At 71.5% G+C, this 16,587-nt stretch carries 17 protein-coding genes and 1 pseudogene; 8 read left to right on the forward strand and 10 right to left on the reverse strand.

Annotation, left to right across the window (positions count from 1 at the left end; translation table 11 throughout):
• Positions 1 to 29 precede the first annotated feature (29 nt).
• On the reverse strand, positions 30 to 248 hold the full coding sequence (locus OOK07_RS39560; protein WP_266801428.1) for a hypothetical protein: 219 nt from the start codon (positions 246 to 248) through the stop codon (positions 30 to 32).
• Positions 249 to 362: 114 nt separating this feature from the next.
• On the opposite strand from OOK07_RS39560, the gene OOK07_RS39565 reads away from it, so the two are divergent.
• The gene (locus OOK07_RS39565; RefSeq protein ID WP_266801429.1) at positions 363 to 1,265 is read left to right on the forward strand and encodes a LysR family transcriptional regulator; all 903 of its coding nucleotides are present in this window, start codon (positions 363 to 365) and stop codon (positions 1,263 to 1,265) included.
• Between the two features lie 410 nt (positions 1,266 to 1,675).
• Here the strand turns inward: OOK07_RS39565 and OOK07_RS39570 are convergent, their stop codons facing one another.
• Positions 1,676 to 2,239 (reverse strand): NAD(P)H-dependent oxidoreductase, encoded by a 564-nt coding sequence (locus OOK07_RS39570; protein ID WP_266801430.1) that lies wholly within the window; start codon positions 2,237 to 2,239, stop codon positions 1,676 to 1,678.
• 97 nt (positions 2,240 to 2,336) lie between these two features.
• Here OOK07_RS39570 and OOK07_RS39575 point away from each other — a divergent pair, with 97 nt between their 5' ends.
• Positions 2,337 to 3,017 (forward strand): TetR/AcrR family transcriptional regulator, encoded by a 681-nt coding sequence (locus tag OOK07_RS39575; protein ID WP_266801431.1) that lies wholly within the window; start codon positions 2,337 to 2,339, stop codon positions 3,015 to 3,017.
• A gap of 6 nt (positions 3,018 to 3,023) precedes the next feature.
• Here OOK07_RS39575 and OOK07_RS39580 read toward each other — a convergent pair whose 3' ends face one another.
• On the reverse strand, positions 3,024 to 4,157 hold the full coding sequence (locus OOK07_RS39580) for an FAD-dependent oxidoreductase (RefSeq protein ID WP_266801432.1): 1,134 nt from the start codon (positions 4,155 to 4,157) through the stop codon (positions 3,024 to 3,026).
• A 16-nt stretch (positions 4,158 to 4,173) separates the two neighbouring features.
• Positions 4,174 to 4,845 (reverse strand): TetR/AcrR family transcriptional regulator, encoded by a 672-nt coding sequence (locus OOK07_RS39585; RefSeq protein ID WP_266801433.1) that lies wholly within the window; start codon positions 4,843 to 4,845, stop codon positions 4,174 to 4,176.
• Between the two features lie 107 nt (positions 4,846 to 4,952).
• Between OOK07_RS39585 and OOK07_RS39590 the strand changes: the two genes are divergently transcribed.
• Genes OOK07_RS39590 through OOK07_RS39600 form a run of 3 tightly spaced genes read left to right on the forward strand, consistent with a single transcriptional unit; the run spans position 4,953 to position 8,660 of the window.
• Positions 4,953 to 5,987, forward strand: a complete 1,035-nt coding sequence (locus tag OOK07_RS39590; RefSeq protein ID WP_266801434.1) for a LacI family DNA-binding transcriptional regulator — start codon at positions 4,953 to 4,955, stop codon at positions 5,985 to 5,987.
• 26 nt (positions 5,988 to 6,013) lie between these two features.
• Entirely contained in the window at positions 6,014 to 7,192 is a 1,179-nt protein-coding gene (locus tag OOK07_RS39595) for a 4-hydroxybenzoate 3-monooxygenase (RefSeq protein ID WP_266802254.1), read from the forward strand.
• 31 nt (positions 7,193 to 7,223) lie between these two features.
• Positions 7,224 to 8,660, forward strand: coding sequence for a benzaldehyde dehydrogenase (locus OOK07_RS39600; protein WP_266801435.1), 1,437 nt, complete (start codon positions 7,224 to 7,226; stop codon positions 8,658 to 8,660).
• 29 nt (positions 8,661 to 8,689) lie between these two features.
• Here OOK07_RS39600 and trxA read toward each other — a convergent pair whose 3' ends face one another.
• Positions 8,690 to 9,076, reverse strand: coding sequence for a thioredoxin (gene trxA / locus OOK07_RS39605; RefSeq protein WP_266592285.1), 387 nt, complete (start codon positions 9,074 to 9,076; stop codon positions 8,690 to 8,692).
• 121 nt (positions 9,077 to 9,197) lie between these two features.
• Here trxA and OOK07_RS39610 point away from each other — a divergent pair, with 121 nt between their 5' ends.
• Positions 9,198 to 10,631: a dihydrolipoyl dehydrogenase family protein gene (locus OOK07_RS39610; RefSeq protein WP_266801436.1), complete on the forward strand. Its 1,434-nt coding sequence runs from the start codon at positions 9,198 to 9,200 to the stop codon at positions 10,629 to 10,631.
• Between the two features lie 93 nt (positions 10,632 to 10,724).
• On the opposite strand, the gene OOK07_RS39615 is transcribed toward OOK07_RS39610, so the two are convergent.
• A complete protein-coding gene (locus tag OOK07_RS39615) occupies positions 10,725 to 11,369 on the reverse strand; it encodes a peptide deformylase (RefSeq protein WP_266801437.1) in 645 nt (214 codons plus the stop codon).
• A 151-nt stretch (positions 11,370 to 11,520) separates the two neighbouring features.
• Here OOK07_RS39615 and OOK07_RS39620 point away from each other — a divergent pair, with 151 nt between their 5' ends.
• Positions 11,521 to 12,912 (forward strand): PepSY-associated TM helix domain-containing protein, encoded by a 1,392-nt coding sequence (locus OOK07_RS39620; protein WP_266801438.1) that lies wholly within the window; start codon positions 11,521 to 11,523, stop codon positions 12,910 to 12,912.
• 118 nt (positions 12,913 to 13,030) lie between these two features.
• Here OOK07_RS39620 and OOK07_RS39625 read toward each other — a convergent pair whose 3' ends face one another.
• From OOK07_RS39625 to OOK07_RS39635, 3 genes and pseudogenes are all read right to left on the reverse strand, one after another.
• A complete protein-coding gene (locus tag OOK07_RS39625) occupies positions 13,031 to 13,378 on the reverse strand; it encodes a tetratricopeptide repeat protein (protein WP_266802256.1) in 348 nt (115 codons plus the stop codon).
• A gap of 146 nt (positions 13,379 to 13,524) precedes the next feature.
• Positions 13,525 to 13,614 (reverse strand): annotated as a pseudogene (locus OOK07_RS39630) (MarR family transcriptional regulator); the annotation flags it as partial.
• Positions 13,611 to 14,093, reverse strand: a complete 483-nt coding sequence (locus tag OOK07_RS39635) for a MarR family winged helix-turn-helix transcriptional regulator (protein ID WP_266801439.1) — start codon at positions 14,091 to 14,093, stop codon at positions 13,611 to 13,613. The gene OOK07_RS39635 and the pseudogene OOK07_RS39630, both read right to left, overlap by 4 nt.
• A gap of 111 nt (positions 14,094 to 14,204) precedes the next feature.
• On the opposite strand from OOK07_RS39635, the gene OOK07_RS39640 reads away from it, so the two are divergent.
• Entirely contained in the window at positions 14,205 to 15,170 is a 966-nt protein-coding gene (locus OOK07_RS39640; RefSeq protein WP_266801440.1) for a pirin family protein, read from the forward strand.
• Between the two features lie 194 nt (positions 15,171 to 15,364).
• Here the strand turns inward: OOK07_RS39640 and OOK07_RS39645 are convergent, their stop codons facing one another.
• On the reverse strand, positions 15,365 to 16,546 hold the full coding sequence (locus OOK07_RS39645; RefSeq protein ID WP_266801441.1) for an Mrp/NBP35 family ATP-binding protein: 1,182 nt from the start codon (positions 16,544 to 16,546) through the stop codon (positions 15,365 to 15,367).
• Positions 16,547 to 16,587: the final 41 nt, after the last annotated feature.

Consider the following 16,587-nt stretch of genomic DNA (forward strand, 5'->3'; position numbering starts at 1 on the left):
GTGGATCGGGAGATCGCGGCCACGGCCGTTCAGAGGTCGGCCGAGCTGGGCCGAGGCTGCGTGGGCCGGCTGCGGGAGACGACGCGCATCCCGCGGCCGTCCACCACGCGGACCTGCAGCGAGCCGCAGCCGCACCGGGCCCACACGGTGCGGCCCCCGGCGGTGCTGTGCCGCGACACCACCTGGAACGGCTCGGCATCGTCGGGCCGGGTGCAGTGCGGGCAGATGGCGCCGGTCGTGCTGATCATGGCAACTCCTCGTACGTGCTGACTGGTTGACCGTCGCGACACAGCCAGGGTGCAACCAGGGATCCGTTCACGTCCAGGTTGACTTTGTGGACCTCACCTTGAAGTCTGGGCTTCATGATTGACCTGCGCCGACTGCACGTCCTGAGGGCGGTGGCCCACTACGGCACGGTCACCGCGGCCGCCCGCGCCCTGCACTTCACCACCTCCGCGGCCTCCCAGCAGATCCGCCAGCTCGCCCGTGAACTCGGCGTCGACCTCCTCGAACCGCAGGGCCGAGGGGTACGGCTCACCCCGGCCGCCGAGAGCCTGCTTGCGCACGCCGACGCCATCCACGCCCGCTGGGAACAGGCCGAGCTCGACCTGCGCGCCGAACACGCCCTCGCCGGACCACTTCGCGTGAGCGGCATCTCGGTGGCCGTCTCGGTGCTGCTGGCCCCGATGGCCGTGCGGCTGCACGAGTGTCATCCGGGGCTGTCCGTCCGCATCCGGGAGGCGGGGGTGCCGGAGAGCTTCGACCTGCTCTTCGAGGGCGAGAGCGACCTCGCCGTCGTCGAGGCCACCCCGCACAGCCCGCCGTTGAACGACGCCCGCTTCGACCAGCAGCCGCTCCTGGACGACCCGTTCGACCTTGTCGTCCCCGCCGGCCACCCGTTGGCGGGGCGCGAGCGCGTCGACCTCTCCGAGGCGGCGCACGAGGACTGGATCGCGCCCATGGCGGACAGCCCCTGTCGCCAGCACCTGCTGTCCGCGTGCGGGGAGGCCGGATTCAGCCCCGGCATCCTCCATCACACGGTGGACTGGAACGTCACCGCGCACTTGGTCGCAGGCCGGCTCGGCGTCGCGCTGATCCCCCGGCTGGCCCAGCTCACCCCGCATCTGCCGATCACCCGAGTGCCCTGCACGGGCAACCCGCACCGCAAACTGCTCACCTGCACCCGCCGCGGCGGCCGGGAACGGCCCGCGGTCGCGGCCGCACTGCACGAACTGCGCGAGCTGGCGCCGACGGCGGTGGCCTGAGTGGCCTGAGCGGGAGTACGGGTGAGCGCGACGTCGTACTCGCAAGCCGGCGAGAGAAGGAACGGCGGACACGCCGGCCGTCCGGGTCAGGAGGATCACTCGCGTGGCCCGCCGGTTCCACCGCCCGGCGGGGAGAAGAGTCGCACCGAGTCGCCACGCCTGGCTGACATCAGCCGCACGGCAGGCGCGCAGTAGGAACACGCCCCATGTACGGGACGGCGGCCTCGATGATGTCCGCCCCGCTGGTTTGGAGGCGGTGCGTGTTCCGGTGCCGTTGCTGCGGCATGGGTGAGCGACTCGTGGCCCGGCTTCCACGCACCGAGGATCTTGGCGGACTTCGTGTGCCCGGACATGCAGAAGGGGCCGGAGCTGTCGGCTCCGGCCCCGTCAGTGTTTCGTGTTGCTGCGGGTCAGGCGGCGGCGACCTCGCCCGCGTGGCTGTGCAGGCGGGCGACCACCTCGGTCAGCTGCGCGGCGACCTCGGCGTCGTCGGCCGGGTGGGTCTCGGCGAAGCGGGTCAGCGAGCCGGGGATGGAGAGCTTGACGTCCTCCAGCACCTTGCCGCCGGCGATGCCCACGGCCTTGCGGGTCTCGTCCTGCGCCCATACGCCGCCGAACTGGCCGAAAGCGGTGCCGGCCACGGCGACCGGCTTGCCGCCGAAGGCGCCGGCGCCGTAGGGGCGGGACAGCCAGTCGATGGCGTTCTTCAGAACGGCCGGGATGGTGCCGTTGTACTCGGGGGAGAAGAGCAGGAAGGCGTCGGACGCCTGCGCGGCCTCACGCAGCTTGGCGGCGGCGGCGGGGACGCTGCCCTCGACGTCGATGTCCTCGTTGTAGAACGGGATCTCGGCGAGGCCCTCGAAGATCTCCACGTCCGCGCCCTCGGGAGCGAACTTGACGGCCGCCTCGGCGAGCTGGCGGTTGGTCGAACCGGCGCGAAGGCTGCCGACGAGCGCAAGGATGCGAACAGACATGCGAACTCCAAGATGCTGAAACATTGCCGTTACGATCCGGACTGGGGTCCGTTTAGTTCTAGCATCCTAACCGGACCGCGGTCCAGTTTTGTTCCCGATGCTTTACGCTGTCTTCATGTCCGCCGTCCTGCCGCCCATTCCGAGGCCCGAAGAGCCTGTCGGCGAGCCCGAGTTGTTGCAGCTCGGCTCGGCCGAGGACGAGCCGTGCCTGCGTGCCGACGCCGCCAGGAACCGGGCGAAGCTGCTGGAGGCGGCCGCTCGGCTGATCGCGGAGCACGGGGTGGCGGGGGTCACCATGGAGGCGGTGGCCGCCGCGGCCCAGGTGGGCAAGGGGACCGTCTTCCGGCGCTTCGGCGACCGCACCGGCCTGCTGATGGCGCTGCTCGACCATTCGTCGAGGACACTGCAGGCCGACTTCCTCGGTGGTCCGCCGCCGCTGGGCCCCGGGGCGCCGCCGGCCGACCGGCTGCGGGCGTTCGGTGTGGCGCTCCTCTACCGCTCGGCCGAGCAGCTGGACCTGCAGCTGGCCGCCCAGCCGGAGCCGACCCGCCGGTTCGCCCACCCGTCGACGCGGGCCCTCACCATGCACGTCACGATGCTGCTGCGGCAGATCGTGCCGAAAGCCGACTGCGACCTGCTGGCCCAGACACTCATGGGCTCTCTCGATCCCGCCCTGATCCACCACCTGACCAGGCAGCGAGGGATGTCGCTGGAGCGGCTGGAGGCGGGCTGGACCGATCTGGTCGCCCAGGTCACGGGCACGGAGCCGCCCCGCTGACCGGGTTCAGCGCCAGGCGGCGAACGCGTCCACGAGCCCCTGCGGTGCATCGGGGCGGAACAGCAGGACTCCGTTGCGGGCCGACTCCTCGGCGGAGCGCTCGCTGCGGGGGAACATCCTGTCCTCGTAGGCGGCCAGTGCGACCTCGGTGTCGCCCGGGTGCGCCGTCAGAGCCAGGCCCAGTTCCGCCCCGTCGAGCAGGGCCAGGTTCGCGCCCTCGCCGGCGAACGGCGACATCAGGTGCGCGGCGTCCCCGAGCAGGGTCACGCCCGGGACGCGCTGCCAGTGGTGTCCGACGGGCAGTGCGTGGATGCGCCGCGGGACCAGCGGGCCGTCGGCGTCGGCGACCAGAGCCCGCAAGCCCTTGTCCCAGCCCGTGAAGTGCTTGAGCACGTACGCCTTCGCCGCCTCGGTGTCGGTGAGGTCGATGCCGTCCAGCCACTCCTCGGGTGCCTCCACGGCCGCGTAGACGTGCAGGCTGCCGTCGGTCTCGCGGTGGGCGAGGAAACCCCGGCCCGCGCCGAGCGCGAAGAGTGATCCGCCGCCGACGATCTCGGCGCCGGCGGGATGTCGTACATCGGCGTTCCGCAGGTTCGCCTCGACGAACGACACCCCGGTGTAGGCGGGCTCGGCATCCGAGACCAGTGGCCGGATGCGGGACCAGGCACCGTCGGCGCCCACCAGGAGGTCGGTGGTGAAGACGCTGCCGTCCGCGAGCGCCACCTCGTGCCGGCCGCCGCCCAGCGGACGCGCTCCGGTGACCCTCGCGCCCCAGCGGACGGTGCCTTCGGGGAGCGAGCCGAGCAGAAGGCCGCGCAGGTCGCCGCGATCGATCTCGGGGCGTCCGCCGTCCGCGCCGTCCGCCTCGTCCATGTGCACCACGGCGTCCTTGCCGAGGATCCGCATGGCCTCGCCGCCCTCGTGGACGAGCGCCCGGAACTTCTCGTACAGTCCCGCGGCGCGCAGTGCCACCTGGCCGGAGTCCTCGTGGATGTCGAGCATGCCGCCCTGGGTGCGGGCGGCAGGGGAGGCATCCAGGTCGTAGACGGCGGATTCGACGCCGTGCACCTGCAGAACCCGGGCGAGGGCGAGGCCGCCGAGACCGGCGCCCACGATGGCTATGGGGTGGTGGGTGGTCATGTCGTACTCCCTGAAGTCAGTCGGATACGGCGGTCCGCTCGATGCCCGCGATCAAGGCCCGCAGGCCCCATGACAGGCGGGCCTCGGGCGCACCGGACAACAGCTCGCTCCCCAGTGCGGCGATATGCGGATGGGTTCGGTCCGAGATGCCGTGCAGGGCGCGGCGCAGGGCGTCCCACTCCTCCTCGGAGGCCTCCTGCGAGTGCTCGGCGGCCGTCGCGGTGGCGTGTTGCAGCAGCAGGTCCACGCCCCACGCGGCCTGCGCGGGCGGCACACCGCCCTCGTCGAGCAGGGCCAGCAGCGCCTCGATCAGCTTCAGGTAGTGGGGGCCGCTCGGCCGGGCCGTGAGCGCGGAGCGGGCCAGGCTCGGGTGCTCGAAGAGCGTCGCGGTGTACGCGGTGAGCACCCGCTCCAGCCGCTCCCGCCACGTGCCCCCGGCCGGGGCCGGGCCGACCGTCCCCAGCAGCTCGTCCAAGACGGCCGCGTGCAGCTCCGCGGTGTTGCGGACGTAGACGTACAGCGAGGCCGGACCGGTGTCGAGCTCCCGCGCCAGACGCCGCATGGTCACCTTCGTCAGTCCCTCGGCGCGCATGATCGCGACGGCCGCAGTCACGATGCCCTCCCTGGTCAGGGCGGGTTTGGCCGGGCGCTCGCGGCGGCTCGGGGGGGTGTCGGTGCGGTCTGTCATGCCTGGAGACTAACGAACATGTTCGTTACGAACAAGTTCGGGACGAACGCGTTCGCGCATGCCCGCCTGTGGTCTCTGCCACAGGTTCTGCAAAGATGCCGTACGTCATGGTGCAGATACCGAAAACGCCCGCGCCCACCTCGTCCACGCAGTGCTCCGTGCCCACGAGCGCCGATGTGGCCCGCCTGGCCGGCGTCTCGCGCGCGACCGTCTCCTACGTCCTCAACAACACCAGCGCCGTACGGATCAGCGAGCCCACGCGCCGCCGGGTCCACGAGGCCGCGAAGGAACTCGGGTACGTGCCGCACGCGGCCGCCCGCAGCCTGCGCGCCGGGCACAGCCGTATGGTCCTGATGCCCGCCCCGGACTTCCCGGTCGGCCCGCTCTACAGCCAGTTCATCAGCGAGCTGCAGTGGGCGCTCGGCCGTCTCGACTACACGGTCGTGCAGTACGGCTCGGTCGGCGTACGCGGCGACGAGGCCGCCCGCGCCTGGGCCGAACTGCGGCCCGTCGCCGTCCTGGTGCCGGGTGCGGGCCTCGGCCCGCAGGGCGTGACGGTCCTGAAGCGCTCCGGCGCCCGGGCCGTCCTCACCCTCGGCTCCGGGTCCGTCGAGGGCGCCCACGCCCTGGTCATGGACCAGGAAGCCGTCGGCCACTGCGCAGGCAGCCACCTCTTCGACCGCGGCCGCCGCCGCATCGGCGTCGTCGTGCCCGAGGAGGACGGCCTGGAGCCGTTCACCCTGCCCCGCCTCGAAGGCGTGCGCAGGTCCCTGCACGGCACCGACGCCACCGTCACCGAGTTGCCCCTCGCCTACGAGGAGGAGGCGGCCGCCCGCCTCGCCGCCCGCTGGGGAGACCTGGGCCTCGACGCCGTGTTCGCGTACAACGACGAATACGCGATGCTGCTGATGAGGGCCCTGCAGGATGAGGGCGTACGCATCCCGCAGGAGGTGGCCGTGATCGGAGCCGACGACCTCATGCTCGGCCGGCTGCTGCGGCCCCGCCTGAGCACCGTCCATATCGAGCTGCCGTCCGGCCGTGACCTGGCCGAACTGGTCGACCGCGCGGTCCGCAACCCCGCCGCCGCGCCCGAGTCCCACAAGGTGCTGGGAGCGACGGTGGTCCACCGCGAGTCCAGCTGACCCCCCGGGAGGTAGGCATGGCGCCCATGCGTACGACGGTCGGCATCATCGGCGGCGGCCCCGCCGGGCTGCTCCTGGCCCGGCTGCTGCACCGCACGGGCATCGACTGTGTCGTCCTGGAGGCCAGGGCCCGGGAGTACGTCGAACAGCGCCAGCGCGCCGGGATGCTGGAGCAGGGCACGGTCGACGCTTTGCGCGAGGCCGGCGCCGCCGAACGCCTCGACGCCGAGGGCCTGGTCCACCAGGGCATCGAGCTGCGCTTCGAACGCGAACGCCACCACATCGACTTCCCGGCCCTCACCGGCGGCCGTACCGTCACGATCTACGCCCAGACCGAGATCGTGAAGGATCTCGTCGCGCTCCAACTGGCCGAAGGGCCACCGCTGTTGTGGGAGGCGCAGGCACTCGCGGTCGAGAAGCCGGAGAGCGCCTCGCCCGTCGTGCGGTTCCTGCACGAGGGCCGCGAGCAGACACTCATCTGCGACTGGGTCATCGGCTGCGACGGCTTCCACGGCATCTCCCGCGGCACGTTCCCGGCCGCCGGCAGTCACACATACGAGCGCGACCACCCGTACTCCTGGCTCGGGATCCTCGCCGACGTGGCACCGTCCTGCGACGAACTGATCTACGCGCGCGGGCAGAGCGGCTTCGCCCTGCACAGCATGCGCTCTATCCATGTCTCCCGCCTCTACCTGCAGGTCCCGGGAGGGACCGACGCCGACGACTGGCCCGACGACCGCATCTGGGACGAACTCGACGCCCGCTTCGCCGTCGACGCCGACTGGACGCTGCACCGCGGCCCGATCACCGCCAAGTCCGTTACACCGATGCGCAGTTACGTCCACGAACCCATGCGCCACGGACGCCTGGTCCTGGCCGGCGACGCCGCCCACATCGTCCCGCCGACCGGCGCCAAGGGCCTCAACCTCGCCGTCTCGGACGTCCGCGTCCTCGCCCGGGCCTTCGCCGAACTGCACCGCACCGGATCCGAGCGACTCCTGGACGACTACTCCCGGACATGCCTCGCACGTGTCTGGCAGGCCACGCGTTTCTCGTACGACATGACTAGGATGTTGCACGCTCAACCAGATGGGGATGTGTTCGAGAACCGGCTGCAGTTGGCACGTCTGCGCCGGATCGCCTCATCCCGCCACGCGGCCGCCGAACTGGCCACGAACTACACGGGACTTCCGCTGTTGACCTGAGTCCCGCCCGGTGACGAAACGGAGAGCCGTCATGCCGTTGCTCGAATCGAAGACCTGGCAGTCCCGCCCCCTGTCGGGACCCGAGTACGCCGTAACCGAGCCTGCCACCGGGGACACCCTCGCCACCGTCACCCTCGCCTCTGCCGAGGATGTCGGCACGGCAGCCGAGGCCGCGCGCGCCGCCCAGGCCGAGTGGGCGCGTGTCCCGCACTTCGTTCGCGCCGGCGTTCTGCGCAGGGCAGGCGACCTGTTCACGGCGCACGCCGCCGAACTGCGCGACTGGATCGTGCGCGAGTCCGGATCGATCCCCGGCAAGGCCGACTTCGAGCTGCACGTCGCCGCCCAGGAGTGCTACGAAGCCGCCGCGCTCGCCTCCCGCCCGGCCGGACAGATCCTGCCCAGCGAGGCGCCCCGCCTGTCATACACACGACGGGTTCCGGTGGGCGTGGTGGGCGTGATCTCCCCGTTCAACGCGCCGGTGATCCTCTCGATCCGCTCGGTTGCCCCGGCCCTCGCCCTCGGCAACGCGGTCGTCCTGAAGCCGGACCCGCGCACGGCGGTCTGCGGCGGACTCTCCCTCGCCGCGGTCTTCGCCGAGGCCGGTCTGCCCGAGAACCTGCTGCAGGTACTGCCGGGCGGCCCGGACGTCGGCCAGGCCCTGGTCGCCGACCCGCGCGTGCCGGTCATCTCCTTCACCGGCTCCACGGCCGCGGGCCGGGCGGTCGGCGAGGCGGCCGGACGCCACCTCAAGCGCGTCCACCTCGAACTCGGAGGCAACTCCGCCCTCGTCGTGCTGGAGGACGCCGACCTCGACGCGGTGATCTCGACGGCCGCCTGGGGCTCGTTCTTCCACCAGGGCCAGATCTGCATGACGACCGGCCGGCACCTCGTCCACCAGTCGGTGTACGAGGAGTACGTCGAAAGGCTCGCGGCCAAGGCCGACGCACTGGCTGTCGGCGACCCGCACCGCGAACAGGTCCACCTGGGCCCCATCATCGACGACGCCCAGCTCGCCAAGGTGCACGGACTGGTGGAGGCCAGCACGTCCCGGGGCGCCACCCTGGCCGCGGGCGGCACCCATGAGCGGCGCTTCTACCGGCCGACGGTCCTGGCGGGCGTCGACGACAGCACTCCGGCCTACGCCGAGGAGGTCTTCGGCCCGGTCGCTCCCGTACGCTCCTTCGCCACCGTCGACGAGGCGGCGGCTTTGGCGGCCCACGGCGAGTACGGCCTCTCCCTGGGCATCGTCACCCGTGACACGGCCCGCGGTCTCGACCTCGCCGAACGCATCCCGACCGGCATCGTCCACATCAACGACCAGACGGTGAACGACGAGGCCGTCGCCCCCTTCGGCGGCATCGCCGCCTCCGGCACCGGCGCCCGCTTCGGCGGCGAGGCCAACCTGGAGGCCTTCACCGACGTGCGCTGGACGACGGTGCGTGGGGACGTCGCGCCGTATCCGTTCTAGTGCTCTAGTGGTGCGTGATGCGCAGTGCCCTACTGGCCGTTCTGGTCGGCCTGGGCCTGCTGCTCCGCGACCGCCTTGCGGACCTCGTCCATGTCCAGCTTGCGCGCCTGTCCGATGACGTCCGTCAGGGCGGCCTCGGGCAGGGCGCCCGGCTGCGCGAACACGGCGACCTGGTCACGGACGATCATCAGCGTCGGGATCGACTGGATACCGAAGGCCGCGGCCAGCTCCGGCTGCGCCTCGGTGTCGATCTTGCCGAACACCAGGTCCGGGTTCTCCTCCGCCGCCTTCTCGTACACAGGCGCGAACTGACGGCACGGCCCGCACCACGACGCCCAGAAGTCGATCAGGACGAACTCGTTGTCCGTGACCGTCTGGTCGAAATTCTCCTTGGTGAGCTCCACGGTGCTGCTCATGACCTGAAATCCCTCTTCCTGCTGTCGGGGCGAAGCCGTCGGCACAACACGGCCGACCAGTCACGTATTCCGCGCCCCTACCCGTGTGGCCTGAGCGCACACCACCCACCAGACTGGGCCCATGACGGAAACGGAAACCATCGCGTACGACGTCGTGGTGCTCGGGGCCGGGCCCGTGGGGGAGAACGTGGCCGACCGCACGCGTGCGGCAGGCCTGTCCACCGCGGTCGTGGAGAGCGAGCTGGTCGGAGGCGAGTGCTCGTACTGGGCCTGCATCCCCAGCAAGGCCCTGCTGCGCCCGGCCATCGCCCGCGCGGAAGCCCGCCGGGTGCCCGGCCTGCGCCAGTCGGTGCAGGGCCCACTCGACGCCGCCGCGGTCCTCGCGCACCGCAACTACTACACCTCCGACTGGCACGACGACGGCGCGGCCGGGTGGCTGGAGGGCATCGGAGCCGACCTCTACCGCGGCCGTGGCCGGCTGACCGGCCCGCGCACGGTGACCGTCACCGGCTCGGACGGCGGGCTACGCGTTCTCACCGCCCGGCACGCGGTCGTCGTCTGCACGGGCACCGACGCCGTGCTGCCCGACCTGCCGGGCCTGGCCGACGTCAAGCCGTGGACCAGCAGAAACGCGACGAGTGCGCAGGAGGTGCCCGGCCGTCTCGTCGTGGTCGGCGGGGGAGTCGTCGCCATAGAGATGGCCACCGCCTGGCAGGCACTCGGATCGCAGGTCACCGTCCTCGTCCGGGGCAAGGGCCTGCTCAACCGCATGGAGCCGTTCGCCGGGGAACTGGTCGCCGAGGCCCTCACCGAGGCCGGCGCGGACATCCGCACCGGGACGTCGGTCGGGTCGGTCGCCCGCGAGAACGGCACGGTCGTCGTGGTGACCGGCGACGGCGAGCGCATCGAGGCCGATGAGATCCTCTTCGCCACGGGCCGCCGTCCGCGCACCGACGACATAGGCCTGGACACGGTCGGCCTGGAACCGGGCGGCTGGCTGTCCGTCGACGACAGCATGCTGGTGAACGGAAGCGACTGGCTGTACGCGTGCGGCGACGTCAACCACCGCGCGCTCCTCACCCACCAGGGCAAGTACCAGGCGCGCATAGCGGGCGCCGCCATCGCCGCCCGCGCGTCCGGCGTACCGATCCTGGAGTCGGACGCCTGGGGCGCCCACGCCGCCACCGCCGACCACCACGCCGTCCCCCAGGTCGTTTTCACCGATCCGGAGGCGGCGGCCGTTGGCCTCTCCCTCGCGGAGGCGGAACAGGCCGGGTACCGGGTACGGGCCGTGGACGTCGAGATGTCCTCGGCGGCCGGCGCGGGACTGTACGCCGACGGCTACCGCGGCCGCGCCCGCATGGTCGTCGACCTGAACGAGGAGATCCTGCGCGGAGTCACCTTCGTGGGACCCGGCGTCAGCGAGCTCATCCACTCGGCGACGGTCGCGGTCGCCGGCCAGGTCCCGATCGCCCGGCTGTGGCACGCGGTGCCGTCGTTCCCGACGATCAGCGAGGTGTGGCTGCGCCTGCTGGAGGCGTACCGCGACAACTGACGTCCGCGAAGATCGGGGGCGCGGCGGGGGAGTCGGGGCGGCGAGGAGGCTGCGGTGAGCGCGCCCCCTGATTGGCGGCAAAGCGCCCCTGATTCACGGCAGTTCGAAGCCGAGTGCCTTCGCCGCATCCTCCGGCGTCGACTGCGTCCAGCGCTCCGCCATCGATGCGTTCGAGGACAGTGAGCGAAGTTCCGCGCGGTCGAGGTACAGCATCCCGTCGAGGTGATCGGTCTCGTGCTGCACGATCCGCGCGGGCCAGCCGGTGAACACCTCGTCCAGCGGACGCCCCCGCTCGTCCTCGCCCGTCAGCCGCACCTGGGCGTGCCGTGCCACCACGGCCTGCCAGCCCGGCACGCTCAGACAGCCCTCGAAGAAGGCGGCCCGCTGCGAACCGACGGGCTCGTACGACGGATTGACCAGGACCCGAAACGGCTGGGGCACCCGGCCGCGGGCCAGCCGTACCTCGTCCGGCACCGGCGCCGGGTCCTCGATCACCGCGATCCGCAGCTCCACACCGACCTGCGGCGCGGCGACACCGACGCCAGGCGCCGCATGCATGGTGACGCGCAAAGCCTCCACGAAGCGGGCGAGCAGGGCCGGGTCGAGCTGACCGTCGAACCGCTCGGTGCCTCGCCGCAGCACCGGGTCGCCGGCCGAGACGATGGGCAGCGGCCCTTCGGCGGCGAGGAGTTCCTCGACCCGCTCGGCAAGGGGCGCGTGGTCACGGGGAGTTGCCATCGGCCCAGCATGCCACGGCCACCGGCGACCGACGTCACCCCGTGTGACTCACGCCACTTCTGTCTCCGGGAACTCGGCGTCCCACGCGTCCGACTACTGGACCGCTACGCCACATCGCCTCCCCGCCCCCGTCCCCCGGAGAAGCCCGCCGATGTCCACCGCTCCCCCAACGACCAAGGACGACACCCCGCAACCGGCCACCGTCCCCGTGCCGTCCCCCAGCCGATGGGCGCCGCTCCGCCCGCTGGTACTGCGACTGCATTTCTACGCCGGAGTGATCGTCGCACCGTTCCTGCTCGTCGCCGCGGTCACGGGCTTCCTGTACGCCGGCGCCTTCCAGGCCGAGAAGCTTGTGTACGCGCATGAGATGACCGTCGCGAAAACAGGCGGCACCGAGCTGCCCATCTCCGAGCAGGTGGCCGCCGCCCGCAGGGCCCACCCTGGGGGCACCGTCTCGGCCGTACGCCCCTCCCCGCAGGCCGACGCCACCACCAGGGTGCTGCTGTCCGGCATGAAGGGCGTCGATCCCGACCACACCCTCGCCGTCTTCGTCGACCCGTACACCGGCAAGGTCCGCGGCGCCCTCGAACAGTACGGCTCGACCGGCGCGCTTCCGCTGCGGACCTGGATCGACGAACTCCACCGCGACCTGCACCTCGGCGACACCGGCCGGCTCTACAGCGAGTTCGCCGCGAGCTGGCTGTGGGTGATTGCGGGCGGCGGCCTGGTGCTGTGGTTCTCCCGGCGCCGCGCCCTGCGCACGGTGCGCGGCACCAGCGGACGGCGCCGCACGCTCGGCCTGCACGGCACAGTCGGTGTCTGGGCCGCCGCCGGGTTCATATTCCTCTCGGCGACAGGTCTGACCTGGTCGACCTACGCCGGGTCGAACATCGACGAACTGCGCACCTCGCTCGGCCAGGCCACCCCGTCGGTCTCGGCGACGGCCGGCGGTGCGCACGCGGGCCACGGCGCCTCCGCCTCCACCGGGGACGCCGAGCACGGCGTCGGCCTCGACAAGGTGCTCTCCGCGGCCCGTGCCGAGGGCCTGACCGACCCCGTCGAGATCGTGCCGCCCGCGGACGCCAACTCGGCATACATCGTCCGGCAGGTGCAGCGCAGCTGGCCCGAGAAGCAGGACTCGGTCGCGATCGACCCGGCCTCCGGCAAGGTCACCGACGTCCTGCGGTTCGACGACTACCCGCTGCTCGCCAAGCTGACCCGCTGGGGCATCGACCTGCACACCGGAGTCCTCTTCGGGCTGGTCAACCAGCTCGCCCTGATGGCGCTCGCTCTCTCCCTCGTCCTGCTGATCGTCTGGGGCTACCGCATGTGGTGGCAGCGCGGGCGCGGCTCCGCCTTCGGTCGGCCGATCCCGCGCGGCGCCTGGCAGCAGGTGCCTCCCCAGATCCTGGTCCCGGCGGTCGCCGTCATCGCAGTCCTCGGCTATTTCGTGCCGCTGCTGGGCATTCCGCTGGCCGCCTTCGTCGTCACCGACGTCCTGCTCGGCGAAATCGCCCACCGGCGCAGCGTGGCCGTCAAGTAAGGCGCAGGGGCCCGGTTTTCCGGGCCCCTGCCATGTCCGAGCCCTGCCACGTCCCACCTGGTCCGAAACGGTCCTCAGACCGAAACGGCGTGAATCGGTGCTCAGACCGAGACGGTCCTCAGACCTGCTCGAAGTCGCCCGCGAGGGCCGAGGCGATGCGCAGGTGCGACTCCGCCTCCTCCTGCCGCCCCTGCCGCTCAAGCGTGCGACCGAGCATCAGCCGGGCGTAGTGCTCCACCGGGTCGCGCTCGACGATGGCGCGCAACTCGCCCTCCGCGCGCCGCAGTTGGGCCGAGTGGTAGTAGGCCCGCGCCAGCAGCAGCCGCAGTCCGGTCTGCTCCGGCACCTCCTCGACCAGCCCGCCCAGCACGCGCGCCGCGGCGGCGTAGTCCTTGGCGTCGAAGAATATCCGCGCACGCTCCCAGCGCTCGGCTGCTGTTCCGTGGTCGTAGTACGTCGTCTCCACCGTCTTCTCCACCCTCGCCTCCACTGTGACCTCCTTCGGCGTACTGCAACCGCGAGGGATGGTTGAACATTCCAGTACATGATTTCGCTGCGGGGGAGTCCTCAGGCCGGCATCGCGGCCAGCTCCGCGTTGGCCCGCTCGGTCACCCGGGCCAGGACGTGCTCCAGGACGGCGCGGCCGGCGTAGTGGGCCAGGGCGATGACGCGGCCGTCGACGGTCGGTGTGGTGGTGGTCATGACTGCTCCGTCTCGTTGTCACTGAATGGATCAAGAGGTGCGTCGAGCAGCGTCGCCAGGTCGCGGTTGAACTCCCGCGCACGCGGGCTGTCGAGGCCGCCGAGCGGCTCCAGCAGTTGCTGCAGCAGTCCCTGTACGACCTTGATGGCGCGCCCGGTGACCTCGCGGCCCTGCTCGGTGAGGGCCAGCTGTACGGCGCGCGGATCCCGGGGGTCCCGGGTGCGCTCCAGGAGGGCGGCCGCCTCCAGGGTGCGGGCCAGTTTCGACACGTAGAGCGGTTCGAGTCCGGTGTGGTCGGCGAGGCGACGCTGGCTGGGGCGCTCTCCGCTGCGCTGCATGCCGTAGAGCGAGGCCACCAGCGAGTACTGCGCGTGCGTGAGGCCCAGTGGCGCCACCGCACGGTCGACGGCCACACGCCACTTCATGGACAGGCGCCACACCAGGAAACCGGGCGTCGCCGTCTCGGAACCATTGCTCATGAGACATACAGTACATGGCTACTATGTCCATGGCTACTATTCTGGATTGCCGGGCGAGACCGCCCGTGTGACGGACTGACGGGACGCCTCCGGCGGGGCTAGGTTGGCGCCATGAGCAATCTTGATCGCGAGGCGGTTCCCGCTCTGTGCGGCGGCCGCGGCTTCGTGGTGGCGGAACCCGTGCGTGAACTCCTCAGCCCTCGACGCGTCCAGCTCGGCGAGTCGACCGAAGTCCGCCGCCTGCTGCCCAACCTGGGCCGCCGCATGGTCGGCGCCTGGTGCTTCGTCGATCACTACGGTCCTGACGACATCGCCGACGAGCCCGGTATGCAGGTGCCGCCGCACCCTCATATGGGCTTGCAGACGGTCAGCTGGCTGCACGAGGGCGAGGTGCTGCACCGCGACTCGACCGGCAGCCTGCAGACGATCCGCCCCCGCGAACTGGGGCTCATGACCTCCGGCCGGGCGATCAGCCACTCCGAGGAGAGCCCCAGGCCGCACGCCCGGTTGCTGCACGGTGCGCAGCTGTGGGTCGCGCTCCCCGACACCCACCGCCACACCGACCCCCGCTTCGAACACCACGCGGAACTCCCGGTCGTCACCGCGCCCGGACTCAAGGGCACGCTGATCCTCGGCGACCTCGACGGCGCGACCTCGCCGGGAACGACGTACACCCCGATCGTCGGCGCCGACCTGGCCCTCGCCCGCGGCGCGGACGTACGCCTGCCGTTGCAGCCGGACTTCGAGTACGCCGTGCTGTCCATGTCCGGCGAGGCCCACGTCGACGGTGTGCCGCTGCTGCCGGGCTCCATGCTCTACCTCGGCTGCGGCCGCACCGAACTCCCGCTGCGCGCAGAGTCGGACGCCGCACTGATGCTCCTGGGCGGCGAGCCCTTCGACGAGGAGCTCATCATGTTCTGGAACTGGATCGGGCGGACGCAGGGGGAGATCGAGCAGGCGCGTTTGGACTGGATGGAAGGGCGGCGATTCGGTGAGGTGCAGGGGTATGACGGTGCTCCGCTACCGGCTCCGGAACTGCCGCCCGTCGCGTTGAAGCCGCGCGGGCGAGTGCGTTGACCTGCAGGAACGCCTGAGTGTGGGCAGGGCTGTCGGGTGGCGGGCGTCCAGGCGGTGCTGCTCGTGCGCTACGGCCTGTCGGACGGTGGCCGGTCGGGGCGGCTCCCTGCTTCGCGTCGGCTCACGGTTCCACCCAGGTCATCGGTTCGACAGGGGGGACCAGCTCTTTGTGTGTTGGTCAGGATGGTGCCGCGTTACGCAGTCGATTCGCGGTGGCGCCCGCTCGACGACGGGCTGACCGGAAGCCGGCAACCGGCCAGGCCGCGTGGGCGCACGGACAGCCGCTTTGCGATGTCCCGGAGCACCATTGCTGCCGGAGCCTCCGGTTCGTTCAGCACCAGCGGCGTTCCGGCGTCGCCCGCCTCACCCAGGCGGGGGTCCAGCGGCACCTGGCCGAGCAGGGGGACTTCCGTGCCCATGGCGAGAGACAGTGACTCGGCGACCGACCGGCCGCCCCCCGAGCCGAAGAGCCGTGCGGTCGAACCGTCAGGCAGTTGCAGCCAGGACATGTTCTCCACCACCCCGGCGACGCGTTGACGGGTCTGTGCGGCGATGGCTCCGGCCCGCTCGGCCACCTCCGCCGCGGCCGCCTGCGGGGTGGTCACCACGAGAATCTCGGACTCCGGGAGCAACTGGGCGATGGAGATGGCGATGTCGCCGGTGCCGGGCGGCAGGTCGAGCAGCAGAACGTCCAGATCCCCCCAGTACACCTCGCCGAGGAACTGCTGCAGCGCGCGGTGCAGCATCGGGCCGCGCCACACCACCGGGGCGTTGCCCGGGGTGAACATCCCGATGGAGATCACCTTCACACCGTTCGCCCGGGGCGGCATGATCATCTTCTCGACCCGGGTGGGGCCGGCCGTCGCTCCCAGCATCCGGGGAACCGAGTGGCCGTGGATGTCGGCGTCCGCCACGCCGACGGACAGACCCCGGGCGGCCATCGCGGCGGCCAGATTGACCGTGACGGTGGACTTGCCGACGCCGCCCTTGCCGGAGGCGACGCAGTACACCCGGGTCAGGGAACCTGGCCGGGCGAACGGGATCTCCGGCTCCGTCGCGTCGCCCCGCAGGCTCCTGCGCAGCTCGGTGCGCTGCTCGTCGCTCATCACGTCCAGTTCGACCCGCACCGCGCCCACGCCGGGCAGCGCGGACACGGCGGCGGTGGTGTCCGCGGTGATCCGCTCGCGCAACGGGCAACCGGAGACCGTCAGGTAGATCCCGACGGTGACGGTGCGGTCCGTGCCGACGGTGATCTCCTTCACCATGCCGAGGTCGGTGACGGGCCGCTGGATCTCCGGGTCGAGGACGCCGTCCAGCGCCTGACGGACGGCCTCCACGGTCGGGGCGAGGGCTACGTGGGTGTGTGCAAGGGTCACAAGAGGCTCCGTATCCGGATCCGGGGGTTGGTGCGGGGGAG

Origin of the sequence: Streptomyces sp. NBC_00078 (assembly GCF_026343335.1) — a bacterium.
Taxonomy (GTDB): domain Bacteria; phylum Actinomycetota; class Actinomycetes; order Streptomycetales; family Streptomycetaceae; genus Streptomyces.